Source organism: Nonomuraea sp. NPDC050404, assembly GCF_040655495.1.
Taxonomy (GTDB): Bacteria; Actinomycetota; Actinomycetes; order Streptosporangiales; family Streptosporangiaceae; genus Nonomuraea.
The window spans coordinates 197,379-213,458 of record NZ_JBFAKB010000020.1 but is presented as its reverse complement, the minus strand read 5'-3'; the positions used below and the strand labels follow the sequence as shown (position 1 = coordinate 213,458).

Sequence of the window (16,080 nt, the reverse complement as noted above, 5' to 3'; positions counted from 1 at the left end):
GCGGCGCTGCCGATCACCCCCAGTAATCCCCCTTGGAGGACATTCGCCATGGGAATCGCCGTATGGGCGCTCATCGCCTATATCGCCATCATCGTCGTGTGGAACGGCGTGCTCAAACGCAACATCGGTGAGGCGATGCTCATCGGTTTCATCGGCGTGTGCCTCTTCGGCGGCGCCGGGTTCTTCGAGCTGGCCTGGGCCGGCATCATCGACGCGATGGCCGAGGAGGTGGTCTTCGCCGCCCTGGCCTTCGTCTTCATGGGTTACCTGCTCACCAAGCTGGGCCTCATCCAGGAGCAGGTCACCGTGCTGAACTCGATCTTCGGCCGCCTGCGCGGCGGCGCCGGCTACGTCTCGACCTCGGCCGCCGCGCTGCTGGGCGGCCCCTCCGGCTCCGGGTCCGGCATCTCCGCGTCCGTCGGCTCGGTCACCATCCCGTGGATGATCCGGTCGAACTGGCGCCCCGACCTGGCCGCCTCGCTGGTGGCGGGCAACGCCGGTCTCGGCATCTCGATCCCGCCGAGCTCGTCGATGTTCCTGCTGCTCGGCTCGGCCGCCGTCGCGCCCGTACTGACCGCCGACCAGCTCTTCGTGCCGGCCCTCGTGGGCGGGTTGTGGACGGTGGCCTACCGGTTCGTGCTGGTGTTCGTGTGGGTGCGCAGGCACAAGATCGCGGCCACCGACGCGGCCGACATCGTGCCGCTGCGCGCCGCGCTGCGGGCCGGCTGGACATCGCTGCTGGTGTACGCGGGCATCCTCGTCCCGGTGCTGATGACCCTCGACTTCGGCGTGGCGCTGATGGAGTCGCGGGTCGGCGAGGCGGCCGACGACATCAGCATCATCGTGTGGATTCCGGTGCTGACCGTGCTGGCCACGTTCGCGGTGGCGTGGAAGCGGTTGCCGCGCACCGCCCGCGCCTGGAGCGAGGTGCTCGGCGAGATGGCCCCCCGGTACGCCGTCATCGGCGCGACGCTGTTCTTCGCCTTCGCCGCCGCCGCGAGCCTGGGCGAGCTGGGCCTGGTCGACCAGCTCACCGCGATACTCCAAGGGATTGACGCCCCTGCGGTCGTCATCGCCACCATTGTCGGCCTGCTGCTCGTCATCATCGCCGCGCCGCTGACCGGCACCGCGACGATCGCCGCCGTCGGCGGGGTGGCCTTCAGCGCGCTCACCGCGGCGGGGGTCGCCCCCGCGGCCGCGGCGACCGCGATCATGATCTTCGCCTCGACCGAGGGCGCGTCCCCGCCGGGAGCGGCTCCGATCTACATCGCCAGCGGCATCGCCCAGGTGGACCCGGCCAGGACGTTCGGGCGGCTGATCATCTGGTTCGTCATCCCGACCCTGGTCATAGGCGTGCTGGTCGCGACCGGCCTGCTGCCGATCTGAAAGGAGATCTCATCATGAAGAGCCTCATCATGGTCCTGTTCAAGATCGGCCTCGTGCTGTTCCTCGCGCTCGGCGTCGTCCTCGTGCTGGCCCAGGCGGTCGGCCTCGTCGCCGGCGACCCGGGACTGGTCTCCGGGGCGGTGTCCGCGCTCGGCATGGCGATGACCGTGTCGGCGGGGGTCACCGGGCTGCTCGGGTTCGTGATGTCGTACCTGTTCCACTGGAAGGTCGGCGAGGACTAGCCGGGAATCCAGCGCGCGCCGAGCTCCTCGTCCTTGGGCGGGGGGCCCGGCAACTCGCGGTGGGCCGGCGGGACGCGCATCGCGTCCATCGCGAGCGTCAGGTAGCGGTGGCGCAGTTGCCCGATGCGTTCCTCGTCGCCCAGCTTGATCGAGGCGAGCTGCTCGAACAGCAGCGCGATGTCGGCCACCGTCATGTCCGGCCGCAGCACGCCCGCCGCCACCGCCCGGTGGTGCACCTCGGTGGCCAGGGTCGAGGCCCTGGCCGAGAGGGTGTTCAGCTCCTCCGTGGGGGTGAACGTGCCGGCCAGTTTGATCGTCAGCGAGCTGGAGTCGGCGTCCACGATGCCGCGCAAATAGCCCGCGAACGCCTCCCAAGGGTCGCCGTCGTCGGCCAGTGCCCGCTCGCTGACCTCGATGTACAGTCTCAGCCCGTCGCCGCACAACTTCCGCAGCAACTCCTCCTTGCTGGGGTAGCGGCGATAGAGCGCGCTGATCCCGACGCCCGCCCGCTCGGCCACGGCCGCGATGGGGGCGCCGGGGTCGGAGGTGAAGACGGCCCGCGCCGCCCGCAGGATCAACTCGTCGTTACGCGCGGCCTGTGCCTTGCGGCCGCTCATGGGTGCGCTGGTCATGTGGGCCAGTCTAGCGGAACGTACAATTCCGTTCTAACGTGCTCGGAACGGCACGCCGCGCCGCTTGAAGATCCACAGGCCGACCGGCAGCCAGACGATCGCCGCCGCGGTCGAGCCCAGGGCCGTGAACAGGCCGTGCAGCGCCAGCCACGCCAGCGCGTCCCGCATCCCGGCGGACGGCCACTCGGCGTCGGCGAGGGTCTGGGCGCCGAGGCTGAGCGGGATGCCGGCGGTCATGCACAGCGTCATCAGGCTGATCGCCCCCGGCTGCCAGTACGGGCGGCGTAACAGGTAGGCGCCGGCCAGCGACGGCGCCAGCGCCGTCCCGAACCCGGCCGCGAGCGCGACGAGGAAGATCACGAGCGTCGGCAGCACGTCCTCGGCCAGCGGCAGCGCCAGGCTGACCGCCACGCACACCACGGGGATGACGACCCCTCCCAGCAGGGCCGATCCGCTGCCACGGGCCACCGCGGGAAAGTAGGCCAGGTGCCACCACAGGCGGCCCCGCGGGTCGGGGCGGGTGGACAGGGTGGTGACGGACAGCGGGTAGAGCCTGCGCGACCTGGCCTGCCAGTCCTTCGGGCCACGCAGCAAGCCGCCCGCCGCCTGTTTCGGGCCACGCGCCAGGCCGCCCGACCCCTCTTTCGGGCCACGCAGCAAGCCGCCCGCCGCCTGTTTCGGGCCGCGAGCCAGGCCGCCGGTCGCCTCTTTCGGGCCACGCGGCAGACCGCCCGCCGCCCCTTTCGGGCCGCGAGCCAGGCCGCCGGTCGCCTGTTTCGGGCCGTGCGGCGGGCCGCCGGTCGCCGTGTCGCCCGATGTCCTTGCCACGCCTAACTTTCTCACGCGCGCGGGCCGCGGCAGGCGGGGTCGTGCAATCGCCTTGTCCGGCACGTACTCTGCGCACAAGATTGACACCTGGCACGGGAGAGGTCATGAGCGAGCGGGACGAAACGCGGGTCGTGCGGGTGCTCCTCTCGCCCGGGAACATCTGGCGGGCCGGGCTCGCCCTCGCGGGGGTCGTGGCCGTGGTGCTCTTCGCGCGCTTCGTGCTGATCGACGCGGGCGGGCTGATCGTGCTGCTGGTGATGGCCTGGTTCATCTCCCTGGCCATGGAGCCGGGCGTGTCCCGCCTGTCCAGGCGCATGCGCCGCGGCGCGGCCACGGGCCTGGTCATGACGGTGTTCGTGCTCGCCTCGGTGATCTTCCTGGCGCTGTTCGGGAACCTGTTCGTGCAGCAGGTCGCCGTCCTGGTGAAAGAGCTGCCCGACATCGTCACCGGCGCCGTCGCCTGGATCAACGCCCGGTTCGGAACGAACTACCAGATCTCCGACATCCTCACCTCCATCAACCTCACCCCCGCGCAGGCGGCCACGTACGCGCAGGATGTGCTCGGCGGCGTGCTGGGCCTGCTGGGGACGCTGACGGCCGCGGTGTTCAACACGTTCACGCTGCTGCTGCTGATCTTCTACTTCTCCGCCGACGGGCCGCGGCTGCGCCTGTGGCTGGCCCAGCTCCTGCCCGGCCGCTTCCAGGAGATCTTCATCAGCGTGTGGGACGTGTCCATGGACAAGACCGGCGGGTACGTCTCCTCCAGGCTCGTCCTGGCCACGATCAACGCCGCCGCCTCGACCCTGGTGTTCATGGCGTTCGGCATGCCGTCGTGGCTCGCGCTCGGCATGTGGACGGGCGTGGTGGCGCAGTTCGTGCCCACCATCGGCACCTACATCTCCATCGCCCTGCCCGTCGTGGTGGGCCTGGTCTCGCCGCGGCCGTGGGTCGGGCTGGTGGCGCTGGGCTGGGGCGTGCTGTACCAGCAGGTGGAGAACCTGACGCTGGAGCCGCGGATCAGCGCGCGGGCGGTGCACATCCATCCCGGGGTGGCGTTCGGGGCGGTGATCCTGGGGGCTTCGTTGTTCGGGGTGGTGGGGGCGCTGCTGGCCGTGCCCGTGGTGGCCATGCTCTTAGCGCTGCTCGACTCGTTCGTCACCCGTCAGGAGGTGGTCGAGCCGGATCCCTCCGACTCCGACTCCGACTCCGACTCCGACTCCGGCCCCGAGCCCGACTCCGACTCCGGCCCCGGCCCCGAGCCCGACTCCGGCTCCGGCCGCCTCACCTCCGGCCCAGGCGGGGCAGCCGGGCCGCCGCCTGGCCGAGGCGGTAGAACAGGCGCGGCGGGAGGTGCGGGAGAAGCACCGAGTGGCGCTGGTTGAGCAGCGTGATGAACTGGGCGGGCGGCAGGCCGATGTAACGCGGGATGTTCTCGTACCACTGGGAGCTGCGGCGGGCCGCGCCCTGCGAGGACCGGATCGCGGACCTGCGCTCCCGCTCGTAGCGGGTCAGCGCGGAGGCCAGGTTCGTTTCCGCGTGCAGCGCCTCCACCAGGGAGGCGGCATCCCCCAACGCCAGCGCGGTGCCCGCGCCGATGGAGAAGTGCGTGGTGTGCGCGGCGTCCCCGAGCAGGACGAGCTTGTCGCGGAACCACGTGCGGTTGGTCAGGGTACGGAAGTGCAGCCACTGCGCGTCGCCGTCGGCCTGCGTACGGCCGATCAGCGGATGCCCCTCCAGCACCTCGGCGAACAACTTCTCCAGCAGCGCCAGGCTGTCGGCCTCGTTCGAGTCGTCCAGGCCGAGCCCGCGCCACGTCTCGGGTGAGCATTCGACGATGAAGGTGCTCTGCTCCCGGCTGAACGGGTAGCCGTAACACCAGATCCAGCCGTGCTCGGTCTCGGTGAAGGCGAAGGTGAAGGCGTACAGGACCTTGGTGGTGCCGAGCCAGATGTAGGGGTTGCGGCCCACCGCGACCTCGGTGCCGAAATGGCCGGCGTGGCGTTCGCGCAACACGCTGTTGACGCCGTCCCCGGCGACGATGAGGTCGGCGTCGGCCACCTCCTCCTCGCCGGTGATCTCCCGCTCGTACTCGAGGCGCACGCCGAGGGACTCGGCCCGTTCTGTGAGGATGCCGAGGAGCCGGCGTCGGCCGACGCCGAAGCCCTCGTCGGCGTGCTCGACCGTCACCGTCGCGCGGTTGTGCAGGTGCACGACCCAGCTGTCCCAGCCGGCCGAGCTCTTGCCGATGGCGCCGGCGGAGCCGGGTTCCATGTCGTGGAGGTAGTCGAGCAGTTCGTCCCAGTAGGTGACGCCCCAGCCGTAGGTGGAGCCGGCCGGGTTCCGTTCGTACACGGTGATGTCGTGGGCCGGGTCCACCCGCTTCATCAGGATCGAGAAGTACAGGCCGGCGGGACCGCCACCGACACAGGCGACCTTCACAAGAGGCTCCTCACCGCACGAAAAGTAGTCAATATGTAACGGAGAGTAGCATGTGGCGATGGTGTGGTCGCGGAGCGGCGTCGGCGTTTCCCGGCGCGCTCACCCGGCGCGGGCGGCGGGCGACTCCTTCCTGAAGGCGCTGGGGCTGACGCCCTTCACGCGTTTGAAGGCCGCGCTGAAGCCGAACGCGTCCGCGTAGCCCACCCTGCGGGCCACCGAGGCGACCGTGGCCTCCCGGTCCACCAGCAGGTCGGCGGCCAGTGCCATGCGCCATCCCGTCAGGTACGCCAGCGGCGGCTCCCCGACGGCGTCGGTGAAGCGCTTGGCCAGCGTCGTACGGGAGACGCCCGCCCTGGCCGCCAGCGAGGCCAGCGTCCACGGCGCGGCCGGCGCCTCGTGGATCGCGCGCAGCGCGGGGCCCGCCACGTCGTCGGCCAGCGCGTGGTACCAGCGGGGCGCCCGCGCCTCCGGCCGGTCGAACCAGTCGCGCAACACGCACACGAGCAGCCAGTCGAGCAGCCGGTCCAGCACGATCTGGTAGCCGGGGCGGCGCCGGCGGAGCTGGATGTCGAGGTACTCGCGGATCGACGAGCAGTCGTAGTCCTCGGCCATCACGATCACCGGCGGCAGCAGGCCGATCAGGCGCCGGGTCACCTCGCCGCCGAGCTCGTACGAGCCCGTCAGCAGGACGGTGTGCGCGTCCAGATCCCCGTCCGCGCCCTCTGCCCGGACGTCCAGCACCGACCCCGGCGATTCGGTGTCGGCGAACACGAACGGCTCCGGCCCCCGTACGATCGCGCTCTCGCCCACCTCGACCCTGCGGGCGACGTCCCCCTGGATGAGCCAGCCCGCGCCGCGCATGGGGATGCAGAGGGTCAGGGGCGCAGCGGCGGTGTGCCTGAGCGCCCACGGCGGCGACAACGAGGAGACGCCGAGCACGGACCCTTCGCCGCGCACGCCTTTCAACAGATCGTCATAGGGGTCCACCCGGCCACGATACCCGGCCGGGGCATCCACGCCGTCTCCCGTCAGCCTGCTCTCGTGCCGGCGGCGGCGGTGTAGCGGCGGGCCAGGCGGGCGAAGGCGTCCTTGAGCTCGGGTGGGCCGACCACCTCGATGCCGGCGTCGAACCTGCCGAGATTGGCGGCCAGGCCGGTCCACGACCACGAGCCCAGGACGAGGCGGCAGCGGTCCCGGCCGAGTTCCTCGACCACTCCGTCGCGTGTGTAGCGGGACACTTCGGCGGCGGGCAGGTCGAGGATCACCTCGCCGCGGCACGGCCAGTCGCCGGTGGTGGCCGGGTCGCCGGCGTCGTGGGCGCCGCGGAACCTGCCGGCCACGAAGGTGGCCACGTCGCCTCCGGGTAGTTCGCGTGGGGTGAAGCGGGGGCCCGTGGGGGTGCGCGGGGTGATGCGGTCGGCGCGGAAGGTGCGCCAGTCCGCGCGGTCGAGGTCCCAGGCGACGAGGTACCAGCGTCCGCCCCAGGTGATGAGGTGATGGGGTTCCACCCGACGCGGCGGCACCGGCCCGGGGCCGCCGCCCACCCCTGCCCCCGCCGTCCCCACCCCTGCCGCCGTTCCCGTTCCCGTTCCCGTTCCCGTCCCCGTCCCCGTTCCCGGTGCGGGCGCGTAGTCGAAGCGGAGCACCTCGCAGGCGTGCACGGCGGCGCTGAGGGTCATGAGCACACCGCTGACGACCGGCGGCTCAGGGCGGGTCGCGGGGCGTTCGACCGCGGTGACCTGGAGGGTGTCGATCCGGTGGCGCAGCCGGGCGGGCATGACCTGGCGGACGGTGTTCAGCGCGCGCGCCGCCGCCTCCTCGATGCCGGCGCCGGTGGTGGCGGCGATCTGCAGCGCGATGGCCAGGGCGACGGCCTGCTCGTCGTCGAACAGCAGCGGGGGCAACTCGGTGCCCGCGTCCAGGCGGTATCCGCCGTCCGGCCCCTTGAAGGTCGTGATCGGATAGCCGAGCTCACGCAGGCGGTCGACATCGCGGCGCACGGTGCGCGGGCTGACCTCCAGCCGGTCGGCCAGCAGCGCCCCCGGCCAGTCCCTGCGCGTCTGGAGCAGTGAGAGCAATGCCAGCAGTCGCGCTGAGGTCTTCGGCATGCATCTCATCTTGCCAGGAGTAGCGGCCACACCCTGTCCGCTACCCCTGCGACTGTTGTCTCATCGCCGGGCGCCGTCCGGCGTACAGCAGCCGATAAGTGCCAGGAGCCGATATGTCCGTCAAGACCGTGACCCATCTGAACTTCCGGGGCGACGCCCGCGCGGCGCTGGAGTTCTACCAGTCCGTGTTCGGTGGCGACCTCGCCGCCGTCACCTACGAGGACGCCGGTGCCGTGCAGGACCCGGCCGCCGCTGACCAGGTGATGTGGGGCCAGGTGCTGTCCGGCGAGGGCTTCCACGTGATGGCGTACGACGTGCCCGCGAGCCTGCCGTGGAACCAGGGCGAGAACCCGTTCTTCGTCTCCGTCCGCGGCGAGACCACGCAGGAGATCAGCGCGTACTGGGAGAAGCTCTCCGAGGGCGCCGCCATCGTGCAGCCGCTGGAGCCGTCGGGGTGGGCGCCGCTCTACGGGATGCTCAAGGACCGCTTCGGCGTCGTCTGGGTCCTGGACGTCGTCAGCGAATACAACGGGTGATCGTCGTGCGTGGTGCGGGAGGGCGCGCATCGGCCGCCCTCCCGCGTCACGCCGCCGCGGCCACCGCACAACGAAGGAAGGACCACCATGAGAACGCGGCCCCAGGGGCGTACCGGAATCCAGGTCAGCCCCTACTGCCTGGGCACCATGATGTTCGGGAAGATCGGCAACCCCGACCACGACGACTGCGTCCGCATCATCCACCGGGCCATCGACGCGGGGATCAACGTCATCGACACCGCCGACGTCTACGCCTACAGCGAGACCGAGGAGATCGTCGGCAAGGCGCTGAAGGGCCGCCGTGACGACAAGGGACGTCCGGCTCCGGAGCGCCGGATGGCCTGGGTGCCCAGGCACATGACGGACGAGCGTACGCACGACACCGTCGAACGGTTCGCCTTGCTGGCCGAGGAGGCGGGGATTCCCCTGACCCACATGGCGATGGCGTTCACGATCGCCCATCCGGGCGTCACGGCGGCGATCATCGGGCCGCGCACCATGCAACACCTCGACGGCCTGCTGGCCGGTGCCGGCACGGTGCTCGACGACGACCTCCTCGACAGGATCGACGAGATCGTCCCCCCGGGAGCCGACATCGGCCCCCTCGACGTGTCCTACGACCCACCGCCCCTCACTCACGCAGCCCTCCGCCGCCGCCCCGCCACCGACCGGGCCGCAGCGTGACCGATCGCTGGCCTCCCCCGCCGAGGTCGCCGCCCCCTGCGGAGACACCGCTGCTCAGCAGGAGCGGCGGCCGTGGGTGGTGTCAGTAGTTGCGGTTGGGGAGGCGCAGGTAGGTGTCCGGGTTGGTGATCGAGTGGGTGCCGGTTGGGCGCAGGGTCGCGCTGGCGTAGCAGTAGGCCAGGGCTTGGCCGGAGTAGAGGTATCTGAGCAGGATCTCTGCCGCCGAGTCATCGCCGGACACGTTGTTGCCGCCCGGGTCGGTGTCCCAGGCCGCCAGCGCGCCGTCGCGGAACACGCGGCCCTGGTTGCCGCTCTTGGGGTTGGCGAACATGCCGTAGGCGACCGTGCCCGCCGACAGGAGTTGCATGACGACGGGGTTGGCGGCCATGTAGGCCCACTCCTGGCTGACGACGCAGCCTCCGGGCACGTCGGACAGGCCGATGATCCGCAAGGCCGGGTCGGCGGAGACGTCTTCGAAGATCTCCGCTAACTCGTCCATGCCGACCGGTTCGGCGGCCAGCCGCTGTGCCGCCTCGGCGGCGCCGATGCCGCGTACGCACGCCGCGCTGTAACCGTCGTACGGAAGCCCGGCCAACACGTCGATCAGGCGATCGGACTCCGTCACGGCGGCGGTCTCGGCCTCGGTAAGGCGGGCATGATCGCGCGGGAACGGGAAGAACAGCCCCGGCCGGGGCCCGCCAGACTGAGCCGGCCGGGTGACCAGCCGCCCATCATGGGCCGCCACGGGTCGGCTCCGGCGGCCACCAGGGCGAGGGCGTTGTCCGCCCGGTCGTTGAAGACCGCCTCCCAGAGCGCGGTGCGGCCCTCGCACTCCGCGTCAACGTCATCGGCCCGCTCTGCCAGCGCGGCGACCACCTCCGGTGATCCGTAACCGGCCGCCCTGTGCAGCGGCCGGTCGAAGAGATGCTCCCCCTCGTTGGGGTCGGCGCCCGTGTCGAGCTTGGCACGGACAAGAGCGAGGTCGTCCCAGGAACGCCACCTCAGATCGGACCATCCACCGGTCTCGCTGACGGTCATGCCAAGCCCCTTCGAGATCACGCGCGCGGATACGAATGGGGCCATCATGGCGGACGGCTAGGACAATTTCGGAGCCTCGAACGCCCGGTGCGAGGCACCCGCGGACGAAGGCCGTCCGGGAGCAGGGTGGTGCTGATCATCCCCGTCCGGAGGGGCGGGCCGCCGGCCGGTTCCGTGGAGCGCGGGCGCTGAATGAACCGTGCCGGGGCGCCGTGCGTAGCTCAGCACATGCGGTGGAAGACGGCAATCGTGGCGTTGTCGGTCCTGCTGCTGTCGGCGGGATGCGCCGCGGCGGCGGACTCGAACGCGGAACACGTCGAGGCGGACGTGGTCTTCAACACGGAGATGATCACTCATCACCAGCAGACGATCGATCTGGCCGAGGCGGCGAAGGGCCGGGCGGACAGCTCCTTCGTACGCGAACTGAGCGCGCGACTCCCCGCCCGGGAGCAGACCGACATCGACATGATGGAGTCCTGGCTGCGTTCCTGGGGCGAGCCCGTGCCCATGGTGACGCCCATGAAGTCGAACCTGCCCGGCAAGGGCCCGAAGTTCGACGAAGCGTGGCTGACGGCGCTGTCGGAGCACCTGCACCACGGCCTGCAGATGGCCGAGAACGTGCGGAAGACGGGCAAACACGGCCCCACGCTGGAACTGGCCAACAAGATCATCCGCGAGCAGGGCGCGAAGATGGAGGAGATCTCGGCGGCACGAGCCAAATCCAGCGCCTCGTCATAAGCAACCGCTGACATGCGGCGTCCCGTACGGCCGAGGTGGCTTGCGCTTCTGGGCGGAGTGTTGTGCCCGGTCGGCTGAGAAGGTGGTGCAGGGACGCCCCTTGCGAAAAGGGACGCCCCTGCGGTTGCTCAGGGAGCAAGCCTAAGAACCGAGATCATCCTGGGCCGGTTCAGGGTCGGCCCGCCCGTCGTCCGCGCAGATGCGCCCCTCGGCGTCGGTGGTCCCCTCGGCGTCGTGGCCGCTCCCCGTGGTCTCGCCGTTCGGGCCGTGACCTCCGGACGCGTGGTGAGAGGTGCAGTCCGCGAAAGCGGCTGTGGGCACGGCTGCTGCGACGGCGGTGCCGCCCGCCGTGAACAGCATGACCAGTAGAGCGCGACCGAGTACCTGCATGCAGTGTCTCCTTTGTTCGCGAGCCCTCTTCGTACGATCACTCAGCGTAAGCAATCGCATTCTTAAAGTAATCGCGGCTGGTGGCGAGGAGCACTGACCGTGGAGTGATAGACGGGTCACCGGGACCGTGGGAGGCAGGTGGTGGACAGGAAGGTGCCCGGGGACGCGGGAGGTAGGCGCGTCCCCGGGCGGCTCAGGTGGTGCAGATGGTGCGGGTCAGGTGGTGCGGGTCAGGTGGTGCGGGTCAGGTTCAGGCGGAGCCTGGCCAGCCACGACCCCCAGCCGTCCTCCGGCCGGCTGTCCCCGATGCGCAGGTAGAACGTGCGGCCCTCGCCGCGTACGTCGGCGAGGTCGAGCGTGTGCTCCTTCCGGTTGGACAGGTCACGCACGTTGGCGCTCTCCTGAAGCACCGTCCGCCAGTTCTGGTTGTCGGCCGAGACCTGCACCAGGAACTGGTTGCCGATGTCCAGCGTGAGCGAGCCCCCGCTCACGTCGGCCGGCAGGTCGAAGCGGTAGACGGCGTGGCTGTTGCCGTCGGTGAAGCGGGCCCGGCCGTCGTGCACCTCCCCGTCGAGCTGGGACCCGCCCTCTTCAAAGAGCCAGGGTTGCTCGGCGGGGGTGCCGGGGGTGAACTCCACGATGTCGCCGATGACGGTGACCGGCACCTGCGAGGAGACGGGGCCCCGGTCGGAGGTGACCGACAGCCGTACCTGATGGGTGCCGGGACCGGCCGTCGCCGGCACCGCGACCTCGAACGACAGCGCCCGGGAGGCGCCGGGCGCCAGGGGGCCGAAGTCGGCGGAGGAGGGCCGGACGGTCCAGCCCTGCGGCCCGGTCGCGGTCAGGCGGCCGGTGGCGGGACGGTCGGCGTGATTGGCCACGGTCACCGGGATCGTCACGGTCTCGCCGGCCGTGGCGAGGGTCCCGGCCGCCTCGACGGTCAGGGGTGAGGTGGCCGGTGGCTCGGGGGCGAGCAGTTCGATCTCCGAAAGTGAGGTACCGCCGGTGAACCTGATTCGGTAGTGGCTGTACGCCCCCGGCTTGGCGACCTTGAACGGCCGGGTCTGCAGCCGCCACGCGAAACTCTCCCCGGACCGCTCGTCCAGCACCTGCCATGTCTCGCCGTCCGCCGACCCCTCCAGCGCCCACCCGGTCGGATCCTCGCCCGGCTGCCCGGCGCCGGAGGTGAGCGTGTAGTAGCTGATCCGGCGTTCGGCGGGGAAGGCGTACCCGACCCATTCGGGCAACGTGGCCCGCGTGGCCGAGTTGTCGTCGAACAGCGCGCCCACGTCGGCGCCGCCCGCGCCCGTCGCGGTGCCGCGCCCCGGCCCCGTGGCGTCGCGCAGCGGCTCGGGCACGCGGTCGTCGCGGGTGATCGAGGGCGGCGCGGCGTCCTTGCCGGTGCCCCAGCGCGACGGCCGGGGCCCCATGTCGAAGACCAGCTCGCCGCCCTTGGCGAGCAGGTCGTGCGGCAGGTACGTCTTCCCGTACGGCCTGCCGTTGACCCTCAGCCCCTGCACGTAGACGTTGCGCGCGCTGTTGTCCGGCGCCTTGATCACCAGCTTCTTGCCGTTCTCCAGCCGCACCGTGGCCTTCTTGAACAGCGGCGAGCCGATGGCGTAGTCGGGGCTGCCCATCTGCAGCGGGTAGAAGCCCAGCGCGCCGAAGACCTGCCAGGCCGACATCTCCCCGTTGTCCTCGTCGCCGGGGTAGCCCTGGCCGATCTCGCTGCCCAGGTACAGCCGCGCGAGCGTCTCACGCACCTTGGCCTGGGTCTTCCACGGCTGACCGACATAGTCGTACATGTAGGCGATGTGGTGCGAGGGCTGGTTGCTGTGCCCGTACTGGCCCATGCGCAGGTCGCGGGCCTCGCGCATCTCGTGGATGACGCCGTTGTAGGAGCCGGGGAACAGCGCCGTCTCCTGGTCGGTGAAGAAGTCGTCCAGCTTGCCGGCCAGGCCGTCCGCGCCGCCGTACAGGTTGGCCAGGCCGCGGCCGTCCTGCGGGACGTGGAAGGCCATGTTCCAGCCGTTGGTCTCGGTGTAGTCGTAGCCCCAGGTACGCGGGTCGTACGCGCCCGGCTTGCGGCGGAAGGAGCCGTCGGCGTTCCTGCCCTGGAAGAAACCGGTCGCCGGGTCGAACATATGCACGTAGTTCAGCGCCCGGTTACGGAAATATTCGTACTCCTCCAGGTAGCGGGCCCGCTTGGCTCCCGTGGACCGCTCGGCCAGGGCCTTGGCCATGTTCGCGATCCCGTAGTCGTTGATGTAGCCGTCCATCGCCCACGACATCGCCTCGCCCGTGGACTGGATGCTGGTGTAGCCGAGGAACGCCGAGGTGGCCAGCCCCTTGCGGCCCACGTGCTGGGTGGGCGGGACGACCGTGGCGTTCTTGATGGCGGCGGCGTAGGCCGCCTCGGCGTCGAACCCCTTGACGCCCTTCAGGTAGGCGTCGGCGAAGGCCACGTCGGAGCTGGTGCCGACCATGAGATCGGCGTAACCGGGGGAGGACCACCTGGCGATCCAGCCGCCGTCCTCGTACTGCCGCACGAACCCGTCCACCATCTCCCCGGCCGCGCCCGGGGTGAGCAGCGCGTACGCGGGCCAGGTGGTGCGGTAGGTGTCCCAGAAGCCGTTGTTGACGTACACCTTCCCGTCCGCCACCCGCGCGCCCGTCTCGGTGGGCGTGCTCGGCGGGGTGCTGGTGGCCGACTGCACGGCGTGCCGGTACACCGGGGCGTTGGCCGTGCCGGTGTTCTCGTGACCGGAGTTCGGATACAGGAAGAGCCGGTACAGGTTCGAGTAAAGGGTGACGAGCTGGTCGCGGCTCGCCCCCTCCACCTCGATGACGCTCAGCTTGGCGTCCCAGGCCCGCCGCGCCCGCTCGCTGACCTTCTCCAGCGTGTCGCCGGCGGCGATCTCCAGCTCCAGGTTCCGCTTCGCCTGGTCCACGCCGATCAGCGAGGAGGCGATGCGCATGCTGACCGTACGGTCGGCGCCCGCGTCGAAGGACAGGTAGCCGAGCACGTTGTCGCGGCCCTGGCCGGTGAGTTTGCCGCCGCCGGTGACCGGGCGGTCGAAGACGGCGTAGAAGAACATCCGGGTGGCGCCGGTGGACAGGCCGCTGCGCACGTCGGAGTAGCCGGTCACGACGCCGTTGGCGGTGTCGAGCGTCAGGCCGCCGTTGTTGTTGACGTTGTCGAAGATCAGCTTGGCTTCGGAGCCGGGGAAGGTGAAGCGCGCCAGCGCAGCATGGTCGGTGGGGGCCAGTTCGGTCTTCAGGCCGTTGTCGAACGTGACCGCGTACAGGTGCGGGCTCGCGACCTCCCGCTCATGGCGGAAGGGCAGCGCGCGGGCCGTACGGGAGGGGTTCGGCACCCCCTCGGCCGCCGACGGCATGAACTGGAACGTCTGGCGGTCGCCCATCCACGGGCTCGGCTCGTGACTGGCGGTGAACGCCTGGATCTCGGGCAGGTTGGCCGCGTTGTTGGCCCGGTGGTACTCATACAGCCAGCTCGTCGAGCCGGCGTTGGTCATCGGCGACCAGAAGTTGAAGCCGTGCGGCACCGCGGTGGCCGGGAAGTTGTTCCCGCGCGAGAAGCCGCCGGTGGAGTGCGTGCCGCGGGTGGTGGACACGTACTGCGACGGGCTGTCCCCGTGGTGGCCGCGTCCCTCGTACGGCTGCCGCTTCCGCGCCGTGACGATCTTGATGTCGTCCACCCAGCCGCGGAAGCCCGCCATCCCGGCGGGGCTGTCGTAGGCCACCAGGACGCGGCTGATCCGCTTGCCCCTGGCCACCTTGCCGATCTCGGCGAGCTTGAAGTTCCACTGGTCGGCGTACAGGGTCTTGGACTCGCCCTGCTCGCGCGGCGCCAGCCGTACCCCGTGCTGGTCGACGGCCCTGAGGTCGCTCAGGTAGGTGCCGTCGGAGAAGGCCAGGTCCACCGAGACGTACGTGCTGGGATAGCGCAGGTCGGCGGCGGTGAACTCGGGGAAGACGAGATAGGACAGCTCCGTGGCGGAGGTGACCGGGATGTCCACCTCGAACACCTTGTTCGTGGACCGGCCGCCGCTCTCGGAGGTGGTGCCGCCCGCGTACCGCAGCGCCTTCAGCCCGGTGAACCCGGCGCGCGGCTTGGAGACGTACCCGCGGGTCGGGCCGTTGCCGACCTCACTGCGCATGGCGGTGGGCGGCTGCGGGCCGCCGCGCCCGTCCGACAGCTCCCAGCCGGCGAGCTGCAGGGTGGAGCCGCCGCCGATGCGGGTGATGTTCAGGCGGTAGTGGGCGTAGGCGGTCGGGTTGGCGAAGCGGTACTCCTTGCGCTGCATGCGGGCGGTGAACGTCTCGCCGGTCCTGGTGTCCAGGGTGGTCCAGCTCTGCCCGTCCTGCGAACCCTGCAGCTCCCAGTCGCGGGGGTCGCGCTCGGGCGGGTTGTCGGCGGAGGTCAGCGCGTAGTGCACGACCGCGACCGGTTCCGACAGCTGGTAACTGGCCCAGCCGGTGGCGGCGAACACCAGCCACTTGGTGCTCGCGTCGGTGTCGGCGAGGTTCTCCTTGACCTCGCCCGCGGCGGCGTACTCGCCGCTGACGCCGATCTGGACGATCTTGTCGGCGAGGCCGCCCTCGATGCCGCCGGGCAGCGTGCCGGTGATGTCGCGCGACTTCTCCGCCATGTTGACCCACGTCGGCTGGGGGTCGCCCGGCTCGAAGGAGGAGGCGAAGGCCGCGCCCTCCGCCCGCGCCAGGCTCTGGCCGTCGCGGGCCGCCCTGCGCAACTCCTCGGCGGGCGGCGACGGCTCCGCCCGGTTCGGGTCGGGCGGCGGGCTGTAGGAGGGGCCGGGTGAGGGGGTACCCGAGGGGCCGGGGTTGGGCACGGGGTCTGGAACTCCTTGGGCGGTCAGCGCGGCGGTGGCGGGGGCCGCGAGGACGAGGGCGATGAGAGGGGATAAGAGTGCTAACAGTACGGGACGCTTCATCGGGCACCTTTCTGCGGGTCAGCAGGCCAGTGGGGGAGTTTGACAACGTTGTCAGTCCCGATTCTGTTAAGAAAGTTTCAAGC

Annotated in this window: 15 protein-coding genes; 6 read left to right on the top strand and 9 right to left on the bottom strand. The window is 70.8% G+C overall.

Features of this window, described 5'->3' with window-relative positions; all coding sequences use genetic code 11:
- The first annotated feature begins 48 nt into the window (after positions 1-48).
- Both AB0I81_RS43200 and AB0I81_RS43195 read left to right on the top strand, forming a co-directional pair.
- Positions 49-1,386 (top strand): TRAP transporter large permease subunit, encoded by a 1,338-nt coding sequence (locus AB0I81_RS43200; protein WP_360670244.1) that lies wholly within the window; start codon positions 49-51, stop codon positions 1,384-1,386.
- Between the two features lie 14 nt (positions 1,387-1,400).
- A complete protein-coding gene (locus tag AB0I81_RS43195) occupies positions 1,401-1,628 on the top strand; it encodes a hypothetical protein (RefSeq protein ID WP_360670241.1) in 228 nt (75 codons plus the stop codon).
- On the opposite strand, the gene AB0I81_RS43190 is transcribed toward AB0I81_RS43195, so the two are convergent.
- Positions 1,625-2,260: a TetR/AcrR family transcriptional regulator gene (locus AB0I81_RS43190; RefSeq protein WP_360670238.1), complete on the bottom strand. Its 636-nt coding sequence runs from the start codon at positions 2,258-2,260 to the stop codon at positions 1,625-1,627. The two genes, AB0I81_RS43195 and AB0I81_RS43190, sit on opposite strands and share 4 nt — an antisense overlap.
- Before the next feature lie 33 nt (positions 2,261-2,293).
- Positions 2,294-3,088, bottom strand: coding sequence for a hypothetical protein (locus tag AB0I81_RS43185; protein WP_360670235.1), 795 nt, complete (start codon positions 3,086-3,088; stop codon positions 2,294-2,296).
- A 104-nt stretch (positions 3,089-3,192) separates the two neighbouring features.
- Between AB0I81_RS43185 and AB0I81_RS43180 the strand changes: the two genes are divergently transcribed.
- Complete coding sequence (locus AB0I81_RS43180; protein ID WP_360670232.1) at positions 3,193-4,470, top strand: AI-2E family transporter; 1,278 nt, start codon at positions 3,193-3,195, stop codon at positions 4,468-4,470.
- Here AB0I81_RS43180 and AB0I81_RS43175 read toward each other — a convergent pair.
- From AB0I81_RS43175 to AB0I81_RS43165, 3 genes are all read right to left on the bottom strand, one after another.
- On the bottom strand, positions 4,370-5,527 hold the full coding sequence (locus AB0I81_RS43175; RefSeq protein ID WP_360670229.1) for an FAD-dependent monooxygenase: 1,158 nt from the start codon (positions 5,525-5,527) through the stop codon (positions 4,370-4,372). The genes AB0I81_RS43180 and AB0I81_RS43175 overlap by 101 nt on opposite strands.
- A gap of 99 nt (positions 5,528-5,626) precedes the next feature.
- Complete coding sequence (locus tag AB0I81_RS43170; protein ID WP_360670227.1) at positions 5,627-6,514, bottom strand: AraC family transcriptional regulator; 888 nt, start codon at positions 6,512-6,514, stop codon at positions 5,627-5,629.
- 41 nt (positions 6,515-6,555) lie between these two features.
- On the bottom strand, positions 6,556-7,635 hold the full coding sequence (locus tag AB0I81_RS43165) for a WYL domain-containing protein (RefSeq protein WP_360670225.1): 1,080 nt from the start codon (positions 7,633-7,635) through the stop codon (positions 6,556-6,558).
- A 113-nt stretch (positions 7,636-7,748) separates the two neighbouring features.
- Here AB0I81_RS43165 and AB0I81_RS43160 point away from each other — a divergent pair, with 113 nt between their 5' ends.
- The gene (locus tag AB0I81_RS43160; protein WP_360670222.1) at positions 7,749-8,171 is read left to right on the top strand and encodes a VOC family protein; all 423 of its coding nucleotides are present in this window, start codon (positions 7,749-7,751) and stop codon (positions 8,169-8,171) included.
- 87 nt (positions 8,172-8,258) lie between these two features.
- Positions 8,259-8,855, top strand: coding sequence for an aldo/keto reductase (locus AB0I81_RS43155; protein ID WP_360670219.1), 597 nt, complete (start codon positions 8,259-8,261; stop codon positions 8,853-8,855).
- A gap of 82 nt (positions 8,856-8,937) precedes the next feature.
- Here the strand turns inward: AB0I81_RS43155 and AB0I81_RS43150 are convergent, their stop codons facing one another.
- Positions 8,938-9,480, bottom strand: coding sequence for a DUF6461 domain-containing protein (locus AB0I81_RS43150; RefSeq protein WP_360670216.1), 543 nt, complete (start codon positions 9,478-9,480; stop codon positions 8,938-8,940).
- Positions 9,477-9,893: an ankyrin repeat domain-containing protein gene (locus AB0I81_RS43145; RefSeq protein WP_360670213.1), complete on the bottom strand. Its 417-nt coding sequence runs from the start codon at positions 9,891-9,893 to the stop codon at positions 9,477-9,479. Before AB0I81_RS43145 ends, AB0I81_RS43150 begins: the two co-directional genes overlap by 4 nt.
- 228 nt (positions 9,894-10,121) lie before the next feature.
- Here AB0I81_RS43145 and AB0I81_RS43140 point away from each other — a divergent pair, with 228 nt between their 5' ends.
- The gene (locus tag AB0I81_RS43140; RefSeq protein WP_360670210.1) at positions 10,122-10,631 is read left to right on the top strand and encodes a DUF305 domain-containing protein; all 510 of its coding nucleotides are present in this window, start codon (positions 10,122-10,124) and stop codon (positions 10,629-10,631) included.
- Between the two features lie 141 nt (positions 10,632-10,772).
- Here the strand turns inward: AB0I81_RS43140 and AB0I81_RS43135 are convergent, their stop codons facing one another.
- Together AB0I81_RS43135 and AB0I81_RS43130 are read right to left on the bottom strand one after the other, a co-directional pair.
- Positions 10,773-11,021 carry a hypothetical protein gene (locus tag AB0I81_RS43135; protein WP_360670207.1) on the bottom strand — a complete coding sequence of 83 codons (249 nt, stop codon included), beginning with the start codon at positions 11,019-11,021 and terminating at the stop codon, positions 10,773-10,775.
- Between the two features lie 230 nt (positions 11,022-11,251).
- Positions 11,252-15,997 (bottom strand): GH92 family glycosyl hydrolase, encoded by a 4,746-nt coding sequence (locus tag AB0I81_RS43130; RefSeq protein WP_360670204.1) that lies wholly within the window; start codon positions 15,995-15,997, stop codon positions 11,252-11,254.
- Positions 15,998-16,080 lie beyond the last annotated feature (83 nt).

What these genes read in the sequence shown, in the direction of transcription:
- AB0I81_RS43155 (WP_360670219.1), top strand. Translation starts at nt 8,259, where the DNA reads ATGAGAACGCGGCCCCAGGGGCGTACCGGAATCCAGGTCAGCCCCTAC.
- AB0I81_RS43145 (WP_360670213.1), bottom strand. Translation starts at nt 9,893, where the DNA reads ATGACCGTCAGCGAGACCGGTGGATGGTCCGATCTGAGGTGGCGTTCC.
- AB0I81_RS43140 (WP_360670210.1), top strand. Translation starts at nt 10,122, where the DNA reads ATGCGGTGGAAGACGGCAATCGTGGCGTTGTCGGTCCTGCTGCTGTCG.
- AB0I81_RS43190 (WP_360670238.1), bottom strand. Translation starts at nt 2,260, where the DNA reads ATGACCAGCGCACCCATGAGCGGCCGCAAGGCACAGGCCGCGCGTAAC.
- AB0I81_RS43195 (WP_360670241.1), top strand. Translation starts at nt 1,401, where the DNA reads ATGAAGAGCCTCATCATGGTCCTGTTCAAGATCGGCCTCGTGCTGTTC.
- AB0I81_RS43130 (WP_360670204.1), bottom strand. Translation starts at nt 15,997, where the DNA reads ATGAAGCGTCCCGTACTGTTAGCACTCTTATCCCCTCTCATCGCCCTC.
- AB0I81_RS43135 (WP_360670207.1), bottom strand. Translation starts at nt 11,021, where the DNA reads ATGCAGGTACTCGGTCGCGCTCTACTGGTCATGCTGTTCACGGCGGGC.
- AB0I81_RS43165 (WP_360670225.1), bottom strand. Translation starts at nt 7,635, where the DNA reads ATGCCGAAGACCTCAGCGCGACTGCTGGCATTGCTCTCACTGCTCCAG.
- AB0I81_RS43180 (WP_360670232.1), top strand. Translation starts at nt 3,193, where the DNA reads ATGAGCGAGCGGGACGAAACGCGGGTCGTGCGGGTGCTCCTCTCGCCC.
- AB0I81_RS43200 (WP_360670244.1), top strand. Translation starts at nt 49, where the DNA reads ATGGGAATCGCCGTATGGGCGCTCATCGCCTATATCGCCATCATCGTC.
- AB0I81_RS43160 (WP_360670222.1), top strand. Translation starts at nt 7,749, where the DNA reads ATGTCCGTCAAGACCGTGACCCATCTGAACTTCCGGGGCGACGCCCGC.